Here is a 19,153-nt window from a genome sequence, read left to right on the forward strand (position 1 = left end):
CCCGCCCTATCCGTCGCAGCCCAGAGGCGGAACATCCTCAGCATGGTTCCCAGGATTGGAATATTCCTGACCATGTCCTCAAGGTCGATGCTTCGGCACTGAACAGTGGCCGGGCCGCGGCTGTTTCGATGCAACTTCCAACATTCGTGGGTGCCGAGGTTTTAGGTCTGGTTGGGCAAAAGACTGCATCCTTTTTTGTCCTATACGCTGGGCCTCGCAGGATGTATGTCCCGCGGGCCGGTTCGTTGCGAGGAGTTTTCCCATGGTTTCCAGCGATTCCCGCACTTCACGAGCGAGTACCTCCCCAGCGTCCCGTTCCGCCGGGCAGTCGTGGCACACACTGTCGGCGGTCGACACCGCAGCGGCCCTCCGGACAGACCCTTCTGTTGGGCTGACCACAGCTGCAGCAGAATCACGGCAGCTGGAGCACGGGCCCAATGTGCTGACTGAGGCCAAAAAGAAACCTGCATGGAAAAAAGTACTGCGGCTCCTGGCGGAGAAGATGACTCTCCTGCTGGTCGTTGCCGCCGCAGTGAGCGCCACGGTCTCCCGGGAATGGGAAACGCCCGTCGTGATTCTGGCGGTCATCATCCTCAACACGGTTCTTAACTACGTTCAGGAGAGCCGGGCGGACAGCAGCCTGGAGGCGCTGCGGAAGATGACTGTGGACACGTCCCGGGTGCGCCGGGACGGGGGCGTGCAGGAAATTTCCAACTCCGAACTGGTGCCAGGAGACATTGTGCTGCTGGACGCCGGCGATTCGGTCCCTGCGGACGGCCGACTGATCGAGGCTGTGAGGCTGCAGGTTGCCGAAGCCGCGCTGACCGGTGAGTCCCAGCCCGTAGACAAGACCACCCAGATGCTGACCGACCCGGATCTTGTCCTGGCGGACCGGACGAACATGATTTTCACGAGCACCGACATCAGCCGTGGGCGCGCCGTCATGGTGGCAACGGCTACCGGAATGGACACCGAGATCGGCGGCATCGCCTCATTGCTCGGTAGCGCTGGAACCGAGAAAACCCCGCTGCAGCGGCGGATCGATCAGCTTGCCGGGACGCTGACGATCGTCGCCCTCGTTGTCGTCGCCATCGTCTTCATACTCGGATTGTCCCGGGGCCAGCCCTGGTCCGATCTGCTGATCACCGCAGTCTCCCTCGCAGTAGCCACCATCCCGGAGGGCCTGACCGCCGTCGTCGCTTTCACTCTGAGCATGGGCGCTTCTCGGCTCGCCCGGCGCGGAGCCATCATCAAGCAGCTATCCGCCGTCGAAACCCTCGGCAGCACCACCCACATAGCAACGGACAAGACCGGAACGCTGACGCTCAACGAAATGACCGTACGGCGGCTGCTCGTCGCCGGACGCAGCTTCCGGATCACCGGCAACGGCTATTCGACAGACGGCAAAATCCTGAGCAGAGATGGCGGCCCGCCTCCGGCGATGACGGACACCTTCCTGTCCATGGCGTTGTGCAACGATGCCTCGGTGAAGGACGGCGAACTCGTGGGAGATCCTACAGAAGGCGCACTCGTTGTACTCGCCGAGAAGGGCGGGATTGACGTCGAGGGTGCCCGAAAGGAGCACCCCCGTGTGGCTGAAATCCCGTTTGATTCGGACTACAAGTTCATGGCCACCTTCCACCGGCAGAACTTCACCGGCGGAGACACCGCTCCCGCCCGCTTCCGCTGCTTCGCTAAAGGAGCACCCGGCGTACTGATGGAACGTGCCGATTCCGTCCTGACCGACACGGGGATCCGCCTGCTGGACGACGCTGACCGCCAGCGGATCCATGAGGAGGTCCAGGCACTGGCAGGGGAAGGTCTTCGCACGCTGCTAATCGCCGGGCGCCGGCTCGATTCGAACCTGCCGCAGGACCCCGAGGAGCTCCGGCTCACGGCGGACCGGTTGACGGTCTACGCCGTGGTTGGAATTGTCGACCCGCCGCGCCCCGAGGCCGCCGCGGCAATCGCCACGGCACGGGAGGCCGGGATCGAGGTCCACATGATCACCGGAGATCACCTGGTCACGGCCTCGGCTATCGCCGCTGGCCTGGGCATCCGCGGCGAGGCGGCGGCCGGGACTGACCTGGACCGGCTCGATGACGCACAGCTCACCCGCCGCGTCGCGGGTTATGGCGTGCTTGCCCGGGTCGCCCCGGAACATAAGATCCGCGTCGTCAAGGCCCTGCAGGACGGCGGGAACGTCGTGGCCATGACGGGCGATGGCGTCAACGACGCCCCGGCACTGAAACAGGCAGACATCGGCATCGCAATGGGTATCACCGGAACCGATGTGTCCAAGGGCGCGGCCAGAATGATACTGACCGACGACAATTTCGCCACCATTGTCATCGCGGTAGAGATAGGCCGCGGGGTCTACGCGAACATCATCAAGTTCGTGAAATTCCAGCTGACAACGGCGTGGGGCTTCGTTCTGATCTTCCTCACCGCCGGTGTGCTCGGCTTGGCCGGTGGCGCGCCGTTCACCGCCTTGCAGATCCTCTGGGTGAACATCATCATGGATGGGCCTCCCGCGTTGGCGCTGGGTGTTGACCCGGCGGAGCCGGACATCATGAAGCAGAAACCGCGGCCCGTTGGCGAACCATTGCTGACCAGAGACCGTCTGCTGCGGATCCTCGGTCTCGGCACGGTCATGGCTGCCGGGACCGTCGCCGTCCTTGTGCTGGCTCCCGCCCTGTTCCCGGAGAACACAGCGGACCCGGCCCTGCCAACCACCCTCGCGTTCACTACCTTCGTCTTTTACCAGGTATTCAACCTGCTCAACGTGCGCTCAGACTCAGCCTCTGTTTTCTCCAGACAGACCTTCACCAACCGCAGTATCTGGGTATCATTGATCGCCGTGATCGTGCTCCAGATTATGGTGGTGAACCTGGAAGTACTGCAGGGCCTATTCGACACCACGGCCATGAGCTCAGCCCAGTGGGGGCTGGCCCTCCTCGTGGGTTCCTCGGTTCTATGGGCAGAAGAAATCCGCAAGACGATTATCCGGCGGCGCAACCGCCGACAATCCTCGCCGACGCCGACAGGCCCCGGGCGGCGGTCCTGAAGCACCCTACCTGCCCGCGGTAACAGAGCACGCCGCGGCTCCAGCGTCCCTTCCTAGGCAGGGTGGGGGCCCGGGGTTTTGGTTGTGAACTTCTTCGGTGATGCTTCAGGCGTTGAGCATCACCTTGAGCGCCTTTGTTTCGGCGGCCCGTGAAAAGGTGTCGTATGCCTTTTCGATGTCATTGAGATCGAACGCGTGACTCACGAATTGGTCGACGGGCAACTTCTTTTGCGCGACGAGCTTGAGGAGCGTACCAGTCGTGTTGGTGTTCAGCAGGCCCGTGGTGATGGTGATGTTCGAGATCCAGAGTCTGTCCAGCGGCAGGTCCACACCCTTGCCGTGTACCCCGGCGTTGGCGACGGCGAGCCCGACGGTACCGGCGCCGATCACGGCGATGACATCACCGGGCTTGACAGCCCCGTACTGCACGCCGATTTCGCAGCCTGTGGGCAGGATATCGGACAGCAATGTTCCCGCTTGGGGGCTGACGCTGTCGGGGATTTTGTAAACGGAAGTCTCTTAGTACGGGACGCGCACGAATTCGGCCTGTGTCCCGTCGATGAGGTGCCCGAGGATCCAACCGATGCCTGGGGCGCCCTCTTCGCCCAGGCAGTGGGAGTAGACTCCCTGTCTGCAGTAGTCGAGATGCCCGCAGGCAGAGATGCACGAGATGATTACTCGGTCGCCGATCGTGAGGCCTGCAACTGCGGATCCGATTTCAGTGATCGTGCCGACGCCCTCGTGCCCGAGGATTCGACCGTACTCGACTGCTGGAACGTCGCCTTTGAGGATGTGCAGATCAGTGCCGCAAATGGTCGTAGTTTCGATCTTCACGATGATGTCGGTCGGCTTCTGAATCCTGGGATCGGGTACGTCTTCCCATGCCTTCTGGCCGGGACCGTGATAAACAAGCGCCTTCATCGTCATTCCTTCGATCGGCCAAGGCGCTCCCACCTGAGAGCTGCGTTCGGCGGTATTCCCCTGATCCAAGGCTCACACTACTGAACGAGATCATGAACTGCTCGTCCTGTCAGGGAAAGAATGGCCGCTCCTGGCAACGAGAGGCCGGCAGTCACGCCCCCGAGTGTTGCGATATTCGTCAGCCCAGCCAATCCTAGGTGCCCCGCCGGCCTCCAGGCAGTTGGGCCGCGACGCCCTCTGAGGCGCGATGCGGCTGCTGCGCTCGATTCATAGAATCCACCGGCTGCGCCACGTTCAGGTCCCGGGCCGGTGTGACCATCCAGACTGTGAAGTAATTGGGCGGGATCCGCAGGTCCATGCCGGAACAGGCCGGTGATTGTCGGGTGGAGTTGGCCACGGTCGATGAACTGGAAGCCTGGACAGAATGTCCCATCTCCGATGAGGACGCGGACGAGCTGCTGCATCACCGGTTCCGGATCATTCATCACCTCAGTAAGACTGCCACGCACCTGCTCGAGCGAGGGGAGAGCGAACTCCGTCCTGATTCCTTCCGAGGTCTCGTCGCTGATGGGTTGCCAGTTCAATCTCACCGCGGCCCAGTACCCGTCGGCGATGGACTTCCAGGAGCCACTGGCTGGAGAGCGGATCGCGGCGCAGCGTGAACGTTCGCAGCGCGAGTTCGAAGCCAGCCGTGTTATCTGCCCTCCCACTTGGTACCGAGACCCTGAATGATTCCCGAGAGCAGGGACGCAAGGCTCAGCGGGAAGATGACCATCCAGCCGATGAGGTTCATCCCGAGGTAGGCAGCGCGGACCAGCTGCGCGTCAGCGGATGTCAGCCCTGCAACGGCCATTACCAAGAATCCAGCGACAGCACTGAGCCAGCCCACGGACGAGATGATGTGGATGGTCAGCGCAGCCTTGCGGACTGCGGGGGGCAGCACCTTCAAGGTGTGTGGTTCATGGCCATTCCGCCGCTGAGGTGTGTGACCGCGAAGGTCACCACCAGTACAGCTGCGGCGATAAGGAATCCCTTCACCCACAAGGGTGTCTTGTGACGCGGGGTTTCTCCGCTGTCAGTGGGAGATGTGTCGGGGTTGGAGTCCAGGTTCGTCATGGCTCTCCTTCGATTGGCTTTGTAAGACAGTATGTATTGAAAGCGTCAGCCTGTCCATTGCGCGTCACGTTGTATGATTCGGCATGCCCAAGCTCTGGAACGCGACCATCGAGACCCACCGAGATGCTGTCCGGGGGGCCGTTTTGGACGCCGCCGCTCAGCTGGTGGCCGGCGAGGGCGTCGCCGGGGTGACGATGTCCGCGATCGCCCAGGCAGCAGGGATAGGCCGTGCCACCTTGTACAAGTATTTCCCGGACGTTGAGTCCATCCTGCTGGCCTGGCACGAGCGCCAGATCCAGGCCCACCTCACAGAGCTGATCCAGATCAGGGACCGGACTGTGGGGGTCCGGCAGCAGCTTGAAGCTGTGCTTCATGCCTATGCTTTCCTGTCGCACTCCGGCCACGGCGATGCCGAGGCAGCAAGGCTGCACGGGGGCGGACACGCTGGTCTGGCCCGGCAACACCTCCAGGGTTTCCTTGCGGGACTGCTTCAAGAGGGCGCGGACGCGGGCGTGTTCCGCACTGATGTGGCCCCGGGGGAGCTGGCGGCCTTCTGCCTTCATGCCCTTGAAGCTGCAGCAGGACTGACCTCCCACGACGGCGTGCTCAGGCTGGTCAAAGTCACCCTTGACGCCTTGCAGCCTGCCCAGCCCTCGGGCGCCCCGAGAAGCGGACACCAATCCCACACGCCTTAGCCGGCGGACAGAAAGACCCGCAGACCGCTTCGCAGTGGAGGCAGGCATCGGCGCGGATTCGGCAGGACGGGTGCATCCCGTGGTTGTGTCTCATAATTGCGGCGTCGGTAGGACGGATGAAAGCGGTCCCACCTAATCTGTGTTGCCCACAGGGGATACACCCACTCTTCCCAGCCCACGTTGTCTCACCGTACGTCGATGACGCCCATCATGCCGAGGTCTTCGTGGTCCAGGATGTGGCAGTGGTAGACGGAGCATCCGCGGAAGTCCTTGAAAGCCACCCTGATCTTTACCCGACCGTTTGCAGGTACGTTCACCACGTCCTGCCAGACGGCGGTATCCAATCCTTGGCCGTTTTCCTCGATGATCTGCATCGGCCAGACGTGCAGGTGGAACGGGTGGTCCATGGGACTGGTGTTGGTCAGTGTCCATTCCTCGACGCTTCCGGCCGCGACCGTAGTATCTGTTCTGGCCTCGTTGAATTCCCTGCCGTTGATGGTGAAACGCATCATGCCGGCGCCCCCGCCCATGCCCATGCCGGCTGCCAGGATCACCTGCCGGCGTGCCGAGACGGTAGATGACCTCAGGTCTCCCAGGCCCCGATAGGCGGGCACGGCCGTCAGGGGTGCGGCCGGTTCGCCTGACACGCGGAGAGTGGCCAGCGCGGCGCCGTCCGGCTGGTCTGCAGGGTTCCGTGCACTGTATCCCGGTCCCATCATGCCCGGCATGCTTCCCCGGTTCTGGTAGAACGCACGCAGCACGGAATCGCCGGTCGTCGTGGTCACGAGGAGGTCTGCCCGGTTTCCGGGCGTCAGCAGCAGTTCATCCACTGTCTCCGGTTTCGGGAAGCGGCCGAAGTCCATGCCGAGGAGTTGCAGCTGCTGTCCGTCGAGCCGCAGCCGGAGGTAGCGGGCCACGCACGCGTTGATGATGCGCCATCTCTCCCGTTGCCCGGGGCGGGCGCTGAATTGCGGGTCGCTCTGGCCGTTGACCAGAATCAGTTGACCCTCCCTGCCCATCATCCGTTCCATCGCCGGGACTGCAGCGACGTTCCCCGTACCGTCTATGGTGGTGTCGGAAACGACCAGCACCCGCTCCGCGCTCGTCTCGACGGGCTCCGGGTCCTCCACGATGATCGCTCCGAAGAGGCCGCCGAAGATCTGGTCGGCGACCATGCCGTGATGGTGGGGGTGGTACCAGTACGCGCCAGGGGGATGATCATCGGGAAGGTTGTATTCATAGTCGAAGCTGCTGCCGGGTTCCACTGAGACGAAGACATTATCCCCGTTGCCCTCGGGGGAAACATGGAGGCCGTGCACATGCAGGTTGGTGGCCTGGACCAGATTGTTGACGAGCTTGATCTTCAGGACGTCGCCGGCTCGTACGCGAAGTGTTGGGCCGGGGACGGACCCGTTATAACCAAAAGCGGTGGCCTGCTGTCCGGCAAGCAGGATCTGCCCTGGTGCAGCTTCGAGCCGGACCTGAAGCTGCCCGTCAGCGCTCCGCTCCTCCTGGGGCTGGGTCAGCTCACCTCCGCTGACCGGCCCGGAAGGGGAGGTCAGTGTCCAGATCAGCCCGGCCCCGCCGGCAACCGTCCCCGCCCAGTCCGCCCAGAAGAATCGCCTGGCGGCGGCTGATGGGCTGCAACTACCGGCCCTCGCCGAGAACCTTGAGCTGCTCGCGGTATTGGTCCGCGGTCAGCTCTCCTCTCGCAAAGCGTTCCTCGAGGATCTGGCGGGCCCTGCTCCCTCCCATGTGCGCCGGACCGGCGGTCCCATCCGGGCCATCCGGTCCGTAACGGCCGCGGATGCCTCCTCCGGCGACCCTCACCGCCAGCAGCACCAGGAGCGCGACCCCGATGAGCAGGAGAGGCACCCAGAGCCACATCCACCCCATGCCTTGTCCGTAACCCCACATCATGACCGGCGCCTTCCGCTTCCAAGAGTTGGTACTCCTATTCTCCCCGCGGCGCCGGCTGACAGGTAGAGTCCGAGGTCCCGGCCCGTAGGCCGGTTGTTCGACGCATCCGATGAGCATGGCGGTGATGCGGTGGGTCATCATGCAGCTCCTGTCACGGCGTGATTGGGCGGGCCGGCCTGCCCGGCCGTCATGCCCCCACCCTGGACCCGTGATACTCACGCCGTCAGCCACCTCCCTCCGGCCGGGACCGGGCCGGGTCTGCAAGCGAAGCATGCGCTTGGCCAGCACGATTAGAAGACCGGGAGGGAAGAACAGCGGTCAGGAGCCGTCGTCGGCGGGCAGGAACGTGAATCCGCCGTCGGTGGAGATGACAAGCCCACCGGCCGTGGCTGCCCAGATCGAGGGATTGACCTCGGGACCCTTCACCGTGGCCACAGCCTGGACTGCGTCCTGGATTCGGCCCTTTCGGGTCCAGGTCCCGCCGGCGTCCGCGGAGTAGTGGACTGTCCCGTCGGGTTCGACTCCGACGGCCTCGCCGGGGCTGGCGAAGGCGGCGAACTGGACCACCGGTCCGGAGTTCACCGTGTTCCAGGTTTTACCGCCGTCAGTCGAGCGGCGGATCCCTTGCGGGGTAGTGGCCAGGACAGTCGCCGGTCGGGCTTCCGGCGAGGGCGGCGGGGACGAAATCCGCGGCCACGGTGTTCCAGGTTTTCCCGTCCGGGCTGGTGCTCAGTGTACCGTCAAATCCGACGATTCCGGATTTGGTGGCGGTGAGTGCGTGGAAGTCGGATTCACCTTGCCGGGAGAGCCGTTCCCAGGTTTTCCCGGCGTCGGTGGACCTGATCAGCTCAAGCGGATTCGGGAGGTCGGAACCAGAGCCGGGGTGTCCGGAAGCGTAGAGGACGCCGTGGGCGGTGCCGCCGGTGAAGCCCATCAGGTCGTTGGTGGCGCCGATTTTGGCGGCGGGCTGTTTCGTGATGTCGAACAGGCCGTCGTGGGTGGCCAGGAGCACCTGGCCGGTTTTGCTGCTGACGCTCAGGCCGTGGATGTGGGCGTCAGGCATGGGGCTGCCGGTACTGCTGGCCGGGGCGGGTCCCCGTTACCTTTTTAGTAGCCCGTAACGAGTAAGAATTGGGGTTGTTGGCCTGTCGGTCCCGGCATGATTAAGTCCCCCAGTCATCAATGATCCGGGGGGTGTTGTCACCGGGACTCGATAGGCGCCAGGGGATCGCTAATGGGGACCGGACCAGCGCAATGAAACACCGTGCAGGTCAGCCGTAACGTGGATGCCGAGCCTTGCCGCCGCAGGACATGCCAACACAGATTTGACGGACACAAATTCTGGGAGGTTTGCGTTGATCAAAGACCATGAACTCGTCGACATCTTCATCGGTGTTGATGTCGGCAAGAGCAATCACCACGCGGTCGCCATCGACCGCCAGGGCAAGAAGATCCTCGACCGGGCGCTGCCCCAGGACGAGGCAAAACTGCAAGCCATCATCCGCTCCGTCGCCGACAAGGGACGGGTCCTGTTGGTCGTCGACCAGCCCTCCGCCATCGGCGCCCTGCCCGTCGCTGTGGCCCAGGCGGAAGGCATCATGGTCGGCTACCTGCCGGGGCTCGCGATGCGGCGCATCGCGGACCTGCACCCCGGCGAGGCCAAAACGGACGCCCGAGACGCGGCAATAATTGCCGAAGCCGCCCGGTCCCTGCCGCACACCCTACGCTCCATCGTGGTCGCCGACGAGCAGGCCGCGGAGCTGTCGATGCTATGCGGTTTTGATGACGATCTAGCCAAACAGGCCACGGCCACCTCAAGCCGGATCCGCGGGCTCCTGACCCAAGTCCACCCCGCCCTGGAACGAGTCATTGGCAAGCACCTGGACCACCCGGCCATGGCCGAACTGCTGATCAAATACCCCACGCCCGCGACGCTGCGCAAGGCCGGCCAAAACCGGGTCTCCACGCTCCTGTCCCGCCATGCTCCGCGGGCCGGGAAAGGCTGGGCGGCGGACGTCTTCACCGCCTTGAATGAGCAGAGCGTCGTGGTCGCCGGCACTGGCGCGGCAGGCATCGTCCTGCCCCAGCTGGCGGCGATGCTCAAACAGCTGCGCACCGCCCGGGAGGAGATCCTCACCCAGGTCGAAGCGCTTGTGGAGGCCCACCCTCTTCACACCGTCCTGACCTCCATGCCGGCGGTCGGAGTCAGGACGGAAGCGCGCATCCTCACCGAGGTTGCGGGCAAGGAATTCAAGACCGCCGGACACCTCGCCTCCTACGCCGGACTGGCCCCCGTGACCTGGCGGTCGGGAACCTCGATCCGCGGCGACCACCCGTCCAAGAAGGGCAACAAGAGCCTCAAACGGGCCTTCTTCCTCTCCTCATTCGCGGCGTTGAAGGACCCGCTGTCACGGGCGTACTACGACCGGAAGCGCGCCGAGGGCAAACGGCACAACCAGGCCCTCATCGCCCTCGCCCGGCGCCGCTGCGACGTCCTCTTCGCGATGCTCCGCGACGGCACGCTCTACGACGCGCCGAGCCCCACGACAGCCTGAGAGGCCAGAGGCCATCAGCCGGCGGACAAACCCCGCCGGCCGTTGGTTGCTGCCCAAAAACGATCCGCCACCATTTCGAAGGAAACCCCGGCCCAATGCTTGACAAAAAACATAGGGACACGTTATTGCTGGATGGTGGTGAGGCTACTTCGCGCCGGCCAGGGCATAGCCGGAGGACCGGATTGCCTTAGCCAGGGCATCCGGGGCGGCAGTGCCAGTGACAATCAGCCGGGACGTGCCGCCCGGGACGAGATCGACGGTTGCGGTCTGGACCCCTGATACGCCGGACACAGCCTTCTCAACGGTCTGGACACAGTGTCCGCAGGTCAGCCCTTCCAAAGCGTACTGCGCGCCGGAAGCCTGGACCTCCGGCTTGACTGTCGCCGAAGCCCCGGCCTGGGTGTCCGCGGCGGGGGAGCAGCAGCTGCAGCCGTGCTGTGCAGCGGAGGCAAGGGGGAGCGGGGTCCGTGATTCGGTGGGTCCACACATGTCAGTTTTCCTTCGGAGCAGGGATGCAAAGGGTTCGTTGGGGATGAACGGCTGTAACGGCCGGGGCCTGGACAAACCACGTCACTGACAACACCGATAGGATACCCCATAGGGGTATATTTCGCAACGATTCCGCAGCAGGGGGCCGAACCGTCCGCCTCAGGTGGGCTGCGGGCCGTTAGGCCCTTGCCGGCGGGTCCCGGCGGGTCAACACTCAAGGTATGAGCAGTGTTCCTGATCCTCGTCTACCTGAAGCGCCGCGCCCGTTTCCGTCCCGGGGCCCGTTCGGGCCGTGGACGCAGGGCCTGCTCACCGTTCTCATCGCCGCAGCGGCGATATACCTCATCACCAACCACTGGCTCCATGTCCTGGACGGGCTGCCCTATCTGGGTGTGGTGCTTGTGATGAGCTTATGTATGTTCGGGCATGGAGGCCACGGCGGACACGGTAGCTCCACCCATCAGGGGCATGGGGGACAGGAGGGCCCGGGTGGGCCTGCCCGCCCCCGGCCCGGGGGAGGTGCCGGCAATGTCCACTGATTACGGGTATGACCTGTGGTGGCTAGTGATCATCAATTCGGCCGTGTTCATTATTTTCGCGTTCAGTTTCGTCCGGCCCAGGACGCAACTGGACTGGCGGGCGCTGGGCGGTTTTTCGGCGTTCATCGTGGCGCTGTTCACTGAGATGTATGGTTTCCCGCTGACGATCTACCTGCTCTCGGGATGGCTGGGGAACCGGATACCGGGCGTGGACCTCCTGAACCACAACTCGGGTCATTTGTGGCAGGACCTTATCGGCTGGCAAGGGGACCCGCACCTGAGCCCGCTGCACCTTCTGAGCAACGTGCTGATCGCGGCAGGGTTCATCCTGCTTTACCGGTCCTGGCAGATCCTTTTCGCGGCACAGCGGACCCAGCGTCTGGCGGTCACGGGACCCTATGGCAGGGTGCGGCATCCGCAGTACGTGGGGTTCCTGACCATCATGGCCGGATTCCTGCTGCAGTGGCCTACGCTGCTGACCCTGCTGATGTTCCCGGTCCTGGTCATCGTCTATCTGCGCCTGGCCCGGAAGGAGGAACGCCTGATGGACGCCGAGTTCGGTGAAGCCTACGCCGCCTACCGCCGGCAGGTTCCCGGATTCGTCCCCCGCTTCGGACGCCGCCCCGCGGGCGCCGGTCAGAAGCTGCAGAAGGGCCCGTGATGTACCGGCAGCCGGGCGCGGACGGGGAGGCCGGGTTACCGCCATGCTGTTCCTGGCGGTAAAGAACCTGGTCCAGGAAAAGACCCTCCTGCTGATCAGCGTCGGCGGGGTCGCGTTCAGCGTGCTGCTGATCATGAGCATCCAAGGCCTGTATCAGGGGGCTGGAGCAACAAGATCGGTGAATACATCCGCACCGTGCCGGCGGATTACTGGATCACCCAGACAGGCGCGACGGACATGTTCCACACCCCCGCGGTACTGCCCCTGACCGTTCGGGACTTCCTGACCGGCGTTCCGGGGGTCGCCAGCCCCAAGCCCTTCAGCGGCCGCCGCGTCGCGTTCACGCACAACGGCAAGGACATCAACCTCTACGTCATTGACGACGACACGGAGAACAACGTCGGAGCCCCCGCGCGGGTGGTCGAAGGCAAAGCCGTCCCCGACAAGGGCGAGATCATCATCGACCGGGTCGTCGCACGCAGCGAGAACATCAGGATCGGGGACATCATCCCCGTCGCCGGGAGGACGCTGAAAGTCGCCGGCTATTCCGAGGGCGGATACATCCTTAGCTTCTCCTTCGCGTTCGCCACCAAGGAAGACGCCGAAGGCATCCTCCAGCTGCCCGGCGCCACGAACTTCTTCCACGTCACGGTCAAGGACGGCACCGCCGCAGGCGAGGTCGCATCCCGGATCGAAGCGGACCCTGCTGTGGATGCCATCACCCAGGACAGGTTCGTGGAAAACAACACGAACATCGTCCGGGACACCTTCCTGCCCATCATCCTGGTCCTGCTGTTCATCGGGATCGCCGTGGGCATGACGGTCATCGACCTGACCATCTTCACCTCCACCATCGAAAAAGCCCGCGAATACGGCGTCCTGAAGGCCATCGGGTGAGCAACCGCCAGCTCTACACCGTCGTGGTGGAGCAGGCGATCACCGCAGCCGTGCTCGGTTACCTCGTCGGGGCGGCCCTGGCCCTTGCCGTCAGCGCCGCCGCGGGAAACTACGTTCCGGAATTCATCACCGAAATCCGCTGGTTCGATGCGGCCTGGATTTTCGCCGTCACCCTGGCCATGGCCGTGGTGTCCTCGCTGCTGCCGGTCCGCCGGTTGGCCCGCATCGACCTGGCGGAAGTGTTCCGCGCATGAGCGTCGTCTCCGTCGAGGACGTGTCCAAGACCTTCGGCGCCGGGCACACCGCCGTGACCGCCGTGGACCCCGTATCCCTCAGCGTGGACGCTGGGGACATTGTCCTCGTGATGGGACCGTCGGGATCGGGAAAAACAACCCTGCTGTCCATGATCGGCACCCTCATGTCCCCCACGACGGGCAGGATCCTCATCTCTGGGCAGGACACCTCCACCCTTGAACCGGCACAACTGTCCAGGCTGCGGCTGCGCGAATTCGGCTTCGTGTTCCAGACCTTTAACTTGCTTTCGGCACTGACCGCGGAGGAAAACGTCATGATGCCCCTGCTCACGGCCCGAGTGCCCCGGAAAGAGGCCCGGGCTAAAGCCCGGACGTCACTGGAGCAACTTCAGCTCGGGCACCGGCTGCGGAACCTGCCCCGGGACCTTTCCGGCGGGGAAAACAACGCGTCGCCATCGCGCAGACCGGAAAAATCCACGAATTCCCCGTCGTCCTGATCGGAACCGAGCACTGGTCCGGGCTCATGGATTCATCGCCCCGGACGACATCCATCTGCTGCGCTGCACCGATGACATCGACGAAGCGGTCGAGCTGATCCAGCACTGCCACCTGCGCCAGCTCGCGCTCTGATCCGGAGGGCGGACGATGAGCGGCCCGGGCGGCGTACAGGTGCGGGGAGCCCGCGGACCGGGACATGCTCTGGATCGTGGCGGGTGGGGCTTGTGTTTTCCGGCCATCAGGCTTGGCCTCCAGGATGCACCGGTCCTGTGGTTCGCGGCCCTGAGGGCACTGATCGCGGCTGCGGCGCTGTTGCTGACATGGAACTCGTCGCTGCCAGCGCCTGGCATTTCCTGATCGGCGGGGCGCTGCTGGCCGGGATGGCCGCCATCCGGGGGCCGACGCTGGCGATCAACCGGACCGGGCAGTTCCTGACGGTCCCGCTGTTCCTGTCGCTGGCGGGAACGGCGGCGTTCCTGGCCTGGTTCAGGGAAGCCACGCGCCCCGCCTGGATCTCCTGACTGCCTGGACCTGCTCGTGCCCGTCATCGGCGTCGGGGTCTCGCTGTTCCTTCCCGGGGAACGGCCGCCGCCTGGGGCAGCGGCCGTCATCGTCCTGGCCCTGGCTTGTGCTCCGCGGATCCCGCCGGACCGGCGAGGGCAAGAGGACTAAAGACTCTGACGCGGGAAGCCGATCGGGACGAGAGTGAACCCCAGGGCACCGGTGGGCCCGGGTGCAGGGAGGAAGCAGAGATGATGTATTGGGACGGGAACATGGGCGTCTGGGGGTACATCCTGATGGGCGTGAGCTTTGTGCTGTTCTGGGGCGCCGTCATCACCGCCATCATCCTCTTCGCCCGCTCCATGGGAGCGGGCAGCCGCAGGTACGAGGAAAGCGGACAAGGTGCGGGCGTCGCGGAGAATCTGCTCGCGGAACGGTTTGCCCGCGGTGAAATCGACGAGAGCGAGTACACCGCCCGGCTCACTGCGCTGCGCCGCGGCCGCGGAGCATGAGCGGCCCCATATCCGCCAGATCCGGCCGGAACCTTTGACTGCCCGATGGGTATACGTTGGGTGTAACCGGAAACGACGTCCCGGGCGAAAGCCCTTACGCAGTGAAGGTCCGATGACCGGGTGGCGAAACCGCTGTCCTCCCTGGATACGCCTGCGGAAGGACGCAGCATGGGCTGCCCACACCGAACCGCCTCACCCGCCTGCCACAGCCAGGATCCGCACTGTCTTTCGGCCGGGCGGTTCGTCCTGCGGGAGCAGGATTGACGGAGGAGACGCAATGACATCAAAGCTGCAACGCACCGTCGTGGAGGTCCGAGGCCTGCACTGGGCCACCTCCAAGGCGGTGGTGGAACGCGTGCTGCGTGCGCGGCCCGGTGTCGCCGCCGTCGACGCGAACCCGGTCGCCCAGACCGCGACCGTGAGCTTTGACCCGTCCGTGACCACGGTGGAGCAGATCTCCGGCTGGATACGGGACTGCGGATACCACTGCCGGGGCGAATCGGTCCCAGACCACGTCTGCTACCCGATGGACGAAACCGCGCGCACTGCCGGGACGAAACATGGCACAGCCACAAAGACCGGCGCCGGCCACCCGCTGTCCGCACACGTCCACCCCGCCGGGACTGTACATCCGACGGAGCATGAACACCAGGCCATGCACCCGGGTCACGCACCCGAAGCGGCGGAACAGCACACCGGGCATGCTCATCCGTCAGCGGACAGCCATGCCGGCCACGGCGCGGTCCAGCACGCTGAGATGGCCCGGACACCGCAAGACATGATGGGCCACGGCGGACACGACGGTGGAATGTCCATGGATGACATGGTCAGGGACATGCGAAACAGGTTCCTGGTCGCCGCGGTCCTGTCCATCGGCGTGACCCTGTGGTCTCCGATGGGCCGGGACATGTTCGGTTTCACCGCCCCGACGCCGTTCGGGCTCCGTGACGACGTCATGGCCCTGATCCTGTCCCTGCCGGTCATCTTCTACTCCGCGTGGATTTTCTTCGACGGCGCCTACCGGGCGTTGAAGGCCCGCACGCTGGACATGATGGTCCTGGTCGCGATCGCCGTGGGCACCGGCTGGCTTTACAGCGTCTGGGTCACCTTCACCGGCGGCGGCGAGGTGTTCTACGAAGCGGCCACCGTCCTTGCCTCCTTCGTACTGCTGGGCCACTGGTTCGAAATGCGCGCACGGGGCGGGGCGAACGAGGCCATCCGCACGCTGCTCGAGCTTGCCCCGCCGGCCGCAGTCGTCATCCGCGACGGCGAAACTGTCGAGATCCTCACCTCCGAAGTCCAGACCGGGGACCTGCTGCTGATCCGGCCAGGGTCCAAAATCCCCGTTGACGGGGAAGTCGAGGACGGCCAGTCGGAGGTCGATGAGTCGATGGTCACGGGGGAAAGTCTTCCGGTGACCAAGACCATCGGCTCGGAAGTGATCGGCGCGTCCATCAACACCACCGGCACGATGCGGGTCCGGGCCACCAGGGTCGGGGCCGACACCGCGCTGGCGCAGATCGTGGCGCTCGTCCAGGAAGCCCAGAACTCCAAGGCACCGGGCCAGCGGCTGGCCGACAGGGCCGCGTTCTGGCTGGTCCTGGTCGCCCTGATCGGTGGGACCGTCACTTTCGTAGCCTGGCTCGCCCTCGGGGCGGGAGTTCAGGCGGCTCTGCTGTTCGCCATCACCGTTGTCGTGATCACGTGCCCTGACGCGTTGGGCCTTGCCACACCGACGGCCATCATGGTTGGCACCGGGCTCGGCGCCAAACGCGGCGTCCTGTTCAAGAACGCCACCGCCCTGGAAGTCTCCGCCCGGATCGACACCGTCGTGATGGACAAGACCGGCACCCTGACCAAAGGCGAACCGGAAGTGACCGACGTCGTTGTCGAAGGAATCAGCGAAAGCGAACTCCTGGCCCTGGTCGCCGCCGTCGAGCAGGAATCCGAACACCCCCTCGCCGCGGCCGTGGTCCGCCACGCGCAGGAGCGCGGCGCACCCGTCCTTGCGGCTTCGGATTTCCTCAACGTTCCCGGTCACGGGGCCGGCGCTACCGTGGACGGGCACCGGGTGCTGGTCGGCAACCGCAGACTTATGGCCAACGAAGGAATCGATCTGGGCCCGCTGGCCGCGGTGCGCGATGAACTTGCCGACACCGGACGGACCGCAGTGCTCGTCGCCGTCGACGGCAAGGCCGCGGCGGTGATCGCTTTGGCGGATGCCGCGAGGGAAACCGCGGCCGCGGCAGTCGCGGCCCTGCACGAGGCCGGGATCGAGGTCGTCATGCTCACCGGGGACAACGAAGCCACCGCCAAGAGGATCGCCGGGCAGCTGGGCATCGACACGGTCATTGCCGAAGTGCTCCCCGGAGACAAATCAGTGAAGATCGCGGAGTTGCAGCAGCGGGGGAGGGTCGCCATGGTCGGCGACGGGGTCAACGACGCCCCGGCCCTGGCGCAGGCGGACCTTGGCATCGCGATCGGTGCCGGCACGGATGTGGCTATCGAAACGGCCGACGTCGTGCTCATGCGCTCGGATCCGCTGGACGTGCCGATTGCCCTGCGGATCGGCAAGGGCACCCTGCGGAAAATGCGGCAGAACCTGGGCTGGGCCCTGGGGTACAACGCGATAGCGCTGCCGATCGCGGCAGGGGTCTTCGCGTTCGCGGGGATCGTCCTCAGTCCGGAGATCGCGGCCTTGTCGATGTCCGGTTCCAGCTTCCTGGTCGCCGTCAACGCACTGCTGCTCAAGAGGCTGCGGCTGCCTCGGCCGGAGACGCCGGAGGCCAGCACCGCGCGTGCTGCCCGGCCGCTGGCCCCGGCCGGGAACCGCTAGGCAACCCGGTCATGGACATCCGCCTGATCGCCCGTGTGTTGTTCCTGCGGGCCGCGTGGCGGAGAAGGGACCACTGGGACGCCGCCCGGATCACCGCCCACCAGGAACACGCCCTGCAGGAATTGCGCCGCGCAACCTACGCCGGATCGGAGTTCTACCGGCGTCATCACGCCGGGCTGCACGACGCTCCTCTGGAGCAGCTGCCGTCCGTGACGAAAGCGGACCTGATGGAGAACTTCGACGAGGCCGTCACCACACCGGACCTGAGGCTGGCGGACCTGGAAAACCACCTGCGGAGCCTGACGCAGAGCGGTGGAGACCCGGGCCTGCCATGGAAGGGCCGATGGTGGGCTGCCGCCACGGCCGGAACCACCGGCCGGCGCGGAACCTTCATCTGGAACCGCACCGAATGGGCGACCGTCCTGGCCTCCTACGCCTGAGCGAACGACTGGGCCGGGATCTCAGCCGGGCTGACCCGGCCACTAAAAATGGCGCTGGTGAGCTCCCGGGTGCCCACACACCAATCCGCCGTCGTCGGAGCATCGCTGCGCTCTAAGCTCGTACCCACCCTCCGCCTGGACGTCACCGCTCCCATAGAGGAGACGGTCGCCGCGCTGAACCAGTTCCAGCCCAGGGTCCTCGTCGGCTACGCCTCAGCACTCAAACCCCTGGCCGCAGAGCAGCGTGCGGGCCGCTTGCGCATCTCGCCGCAGGGCGTGATGTCCGCCTCCGAAGTGCTCAGCCCGCCGACCGCCTTGGAACTGGAGGCGGCATGGGGAGGTGGACCCTTCGATGTTTACGCCGCCACCGAAACTGCCGGGATCGCCTCCCCCTGCAACTACCGGAACCGGCATGTCTACGAAGACCTGCTGATCATCGAACCCGTAGACCAGGCCGGCAACCCCGTGCGGGCCGGGACCACCGGGGCAAAGCTTCTCGTCACGGTCCTGTTCTCGCGAACCCTGCCGCTGATCCGCTACGAAATGTCCGACACCGTCAGACTGGGCGGACGAGGCTGCCCCTGCGGGCGCCCGTTCACCCTTCTCGAGGACATCGAAGGCAGGATCGAAGACGTCCTGCAACTGCCAGGGAAGGAAGGCGAGGTCAGCGTCCACCCATTCGTGTTCCACCATGCGCTGGACCAAGCCGCCCTTGCCGGCTGGCAGGTCATCCAGGAGCACTCCGGACTGCGGGTCCTCCTGGCGGGCCTCGCCCCGGAGCCTCCACCGAGGGAGTCCGCGCCGCAGTAGCCGGCGCGCTCACCACAGCCGGGGTCAGTCCCCTCCGAGTCGACGTGCAGCTGGTGGAACGTCTTCAACGGACAGCCCTGGGGAAAACACCGTTTGTGCGGAGGCTTGCCCCACCGAATTAGGAGCTCTTCCGGTCCGAGGCGGCGTCCGAAATCCTGCTGGGCAGCTAGGACGGTTTTCGGCGGTTCAGTTGCGTCATCAGTGCACGGTTTACGACGTGTGATTTTGGAGGTCAGCGTTGATGCCGTGATTCTCTGATGGGTGGTGGGGGCTTAAGACACTAGCCGTTCCGCGCCTCAGCGAGACACTGGGTGAGTGGCGTGATGAAAGGGGTAAGACTTGAAGGCGCATGAGGTCCTGGCGGGGGTTGATGGCTCCAGCACAGGCGGAGGGGCTGCGGACTGGGCTGCGCAGAGGGCGGACCGGCTAGGCCTCCGGCTGC

Annotated in this window: 19 protein-coding genes and 2 pseudogenes; 13 read left to right on the forward strand and 8 right to left on the reverse strand. The window is 65.1% G+C overall.

Translation table 11 applies throughout. The features are described from left to right. Positions 1 to 262: 262 nt before the first annotated feature. Positions 263 to 3,067, forward strand: a complete 2,805-nt coding sequence (locus NG697_RS19980) for a cation-translocating P-type ATPase (protein ID WP_252615005.1) — start codon at positions 263 to 265, stop codon at positions 3,065 to 3,067. A 105-nt stretch (positions 3,068 to 3,172) separates the two neighbouring features. On the opposite strand, the pseudogene NG697_RS19985 reads toward NG697_RS19980, so the two are convergent. The 3 genes and pseudogenes from NG697_RS19985 to NG697_RS19995 form a co-directional block, all read right to left on the reverse strand. Beyond that, positions 3,173 to 3,988, reverse strand: a pseudogene (locus NG697_RS19985) (alcohol dehydrogenase catalytic domain-containing protein). 694 nt (positions 3,989 to 4,682) lie between these two features. Then, positions 4,683 to 4,931 carry a hypothetical protein gene (locus tag NG697_RS19990; RefSeq protein ID WP_252603897.1) on the reverse strand — a complete coding sequence of 83 codons (249 nt, stop codon included), beginning with the start codon at positions 4,929 to 4,931 and terminating at the stop codon, positions 4,683 to 4,685. A 2-nt stretch (positions 4,932 to 4,933) separates the two neighbouring features. Beyond that, on the reverse strand, positions 4,934 to 5,104 hold the full coding sequence (locus tag NG697_RS19995) for a hypothetical protein (RefSeq protein WP_252603895.1): 171 nt from the start codon (positions 5,102 to 5,104) through the stop codon (positions 4,934 to 4,936). Positions 5,105 to 5,187: 83 nt separating this feature from the next. Here NG697_RS19995 and NG697_RS20000 point away from each other — a divergent pair, with 83 nt between their 5' ends. Beyond that, the gene (locus NG697_RS20000; protein ID WP_252615006.1) at positions 5,188 to 5,799 is read left to right on the forward strand and encodes a TetR/AcrR family transcriptional regulator; all 612 of its coding nucleotides are present in this window, start codon (positions 5,188 to 5,190) and stop codon (positions 5,797 to 5,799) included. Between the two features lie 185 nt (positions 5,800 to 5,984). Here NG697_RS20000 and NG697_RS20005 read toward each other — a convergent pair. The 4 genes and pseudogenes from NG697_RS20005 to NG697_RS21240 all read right to left on the reverse strand — a co-directional run bounded on the left by NG697_RS20005 (position 5,985) and on the right by NG697_RS21240 (position 8,782). Continuing rightward, positions 5,985 to 7,446, reverse strand: a pseudogene (locus tag NG697_RS20005) (multicopper oxidase family protein). Next, complete coding sequence (locus tag NG697_RS20010) at positions 7,447 to 7,719, reverse strand: SHOCT domain-containing protein (protein WP_252603889.1); 273 nt, start codon at positions 7,717 to 7,719, stop codon at positions 7,447 to 7,449. A gap of 318 nt (positions 7,720 to 8,037) precedes the next feature. Then, positions 8,038 to 8,301 (reverse strand): beta propeller repeat protein, encoded by a 264-nt coding sequence (locus tag NG697_RS21235; protein ID WP_308293059.1) that lies wholly within the window; start codon positions 8,299 to 8,301, stop codon positions 8,038 to 8,040. A 22-nt stretch (positions 8,302 to 8,323) separates the two neighbouring features. Then, positions 8,324 to 8,782 (reverse strand): beta propeller repeat protein, encoded by a 459-nt coding sequence (locus NG697_RS21240; RefSeq protein WP_308293104.1) that lies wholly within the window; start codon positions 8,780 to 8,782, stop codon positions 8,324 to 8,326. Between the two features lie 223 nt (positions 8,783 to 9,005). On the opposite strand from NG697_RS21240, the gene NG697_RS20020 reads away from it, so the two are divergent. Further along, entirely contained in the window at positions 9,006 to 10,274 is a 1,269-nt protein-coding gene (locus tag NG697_RS20020; RefSeq protein WP_374209960.1) for an IS110 family RNA-guided transposase, read from the forward strand. A gap of 144 nt (positions 10,275 to 10,418) precedes the next feature. Here NG697_RS20020 and NG697_RS20025 read toward each other — a convergent pair whose 3' ends face one another. Beyond that, a complete protein-coding gene (locus NG697_RS20025) occupies positions 10,419 to 10,763 on the reverse strand; it encodes a heavy-metal-associated domain-containing protein (RefSeq protein WP_252615008.1) in 345 nt (114 codons plus the stop codon). Positions 10,764 to 10,984: 221 nt separating this feature from the next. On the opposite strand from NG697_RS20025, the gene NG697_RS20030 reads away from it, so the two are divergent. The 10 genes from NG697_RS20030 (at position 10,985) to NG697_RS20075 (ending at position 18,711) form a co-directional block, all read left to right on the forward strand. Then, a complete protein-coding gene (locus NG697_RS20030) occupies positions 10,985 to 11,302 on the forward strand; it encodes a DUF2933 domain-containing protein (RefSeq protein WP_252612008.1) in 318 nt (105 codons plus the stop codon). After that, positions 11,292 to 11,963: a methyltransferase family protein gene (locus NG697_RS20035; protein ID WP_252603803.1), complete on the forward strand. Its 672-nt coding sequence runs from the start codon at positions 11,292 to 11,294 to the stop codon at positions 11,961 to 11,963. Before NG697_RS20030 ends, NG697_RS20035 begins: the two co-directional genes overlap by 11 nt. Positions 11,964 to 12,158: 195 nt before the next feature. Beyond that, entirely contained in the window at positions 12,159 to 12,860 is a 702-nt protein-coding gene (locus NG697_RS20040) for an ABC transporter permease (protein ID WP_252615009.1), read from the forward strand. After that, complete coding sequence (locus tag NG697_RS20045; protein ID WP_252603799.1) at positions 12,857 to 13,114, forward strand: FtsX-like permease family protein; 258 nt, start codon at positions 12,857 to 12,859, stop codon at positions 13,112 to 13,114. The genes NG697_RS20040 and NG697_RS20045 overlap by 4 nt, the downstream gene beginning before the upstream one ends. Next, positions 13,111 to 13,611 carry an ABC transporter ATP-binding protein gene (locus NG697_RS20050; protein WP_252603796.1) on the forward strand — a complete coding sequence of 167 codons (501 nt, stop codon included), beginning with the start codon at positions 13,111 to 13,113 and terminating at the stop codon, positions 13,609 to 13,611. The genes NG697_RS20045 and NG697_RS20050 overlap by 4 nt, the downstream gene beginning before the upstream one ends. Before the next feature lie 321 nt (positions 13,612 to 13,932). Further along, positions 13,933 to 14,133, forward strand: a complete 201-nt coding sequence (locus NG697_RS20055; RefSeq protein ID WP_252603793.1) for a hypothetical protein — start codon at positions 13,933 to 13,935, stop codon at positions 14,131 to 14,133. A gap of 231 nt (positions 14,134 to 14,364) precedes the next feature. Continuing rightward, positions 14,365 to 14,625 (forward strand): SHOCT domain-containing protein, encoded by a 261-nt coding sequence (locus NG697_RS20060; protein WP_252603790.1) that lies wholly within the window; start codon positions 14,365 to 14,367, stop codon positions 14,623 to 14,625. Between the two features lie 277 nt (positions 14,626 to 14,902). After that, entirely contained in the window at positions 14,903 to 17,461 is a 2,559-nt protein-coding gene (locus tag NG697_RS20065; RefSeq protein WP_252615010.1) for a heavy metal translocating P-type ATPase, read from the forward strand. Positions 17,462 to 17,472: 11 nt separating this feature from the next. Beyond that, positions 17,473 to 17,901, forward strand: a complete 429-nt coding sequence (locus NG697_RS20070; protein WP_252603780.1) for a hypothetical protein — start codon at positions 17,473 to 17,475, stop codon at positions 17,899 to 17,901. A gap of 57 nt (positions 17,902 to 17,958) precedes the next feature. Beyond that, the gene (locus NG697_RS20075; RefSeq protein ID WP_252615011.1) at positions 17,959 to 18,711 is read left to right on the forward strand and encodes a phenylacetate--CoA ligase family protein; all 753 of its coding nucleotides are present in this window, start codon (positions 17,959 to 17,961) and stop codon (positions 18,709 to 18,711) included. Positions 18,712 to 19,153: the final 442 nt, after the last annotated feature.

The organism is Pseudarthrobacter raffinosi, from assembly GCF_023913835.1.
Taxonomy (GTDB): Bacteria; Actinomycetota; Actinomycetes; order Actinomycetales; family Micrococcaceae; genus Arthrobacter; species Arthrobacter raffinosi.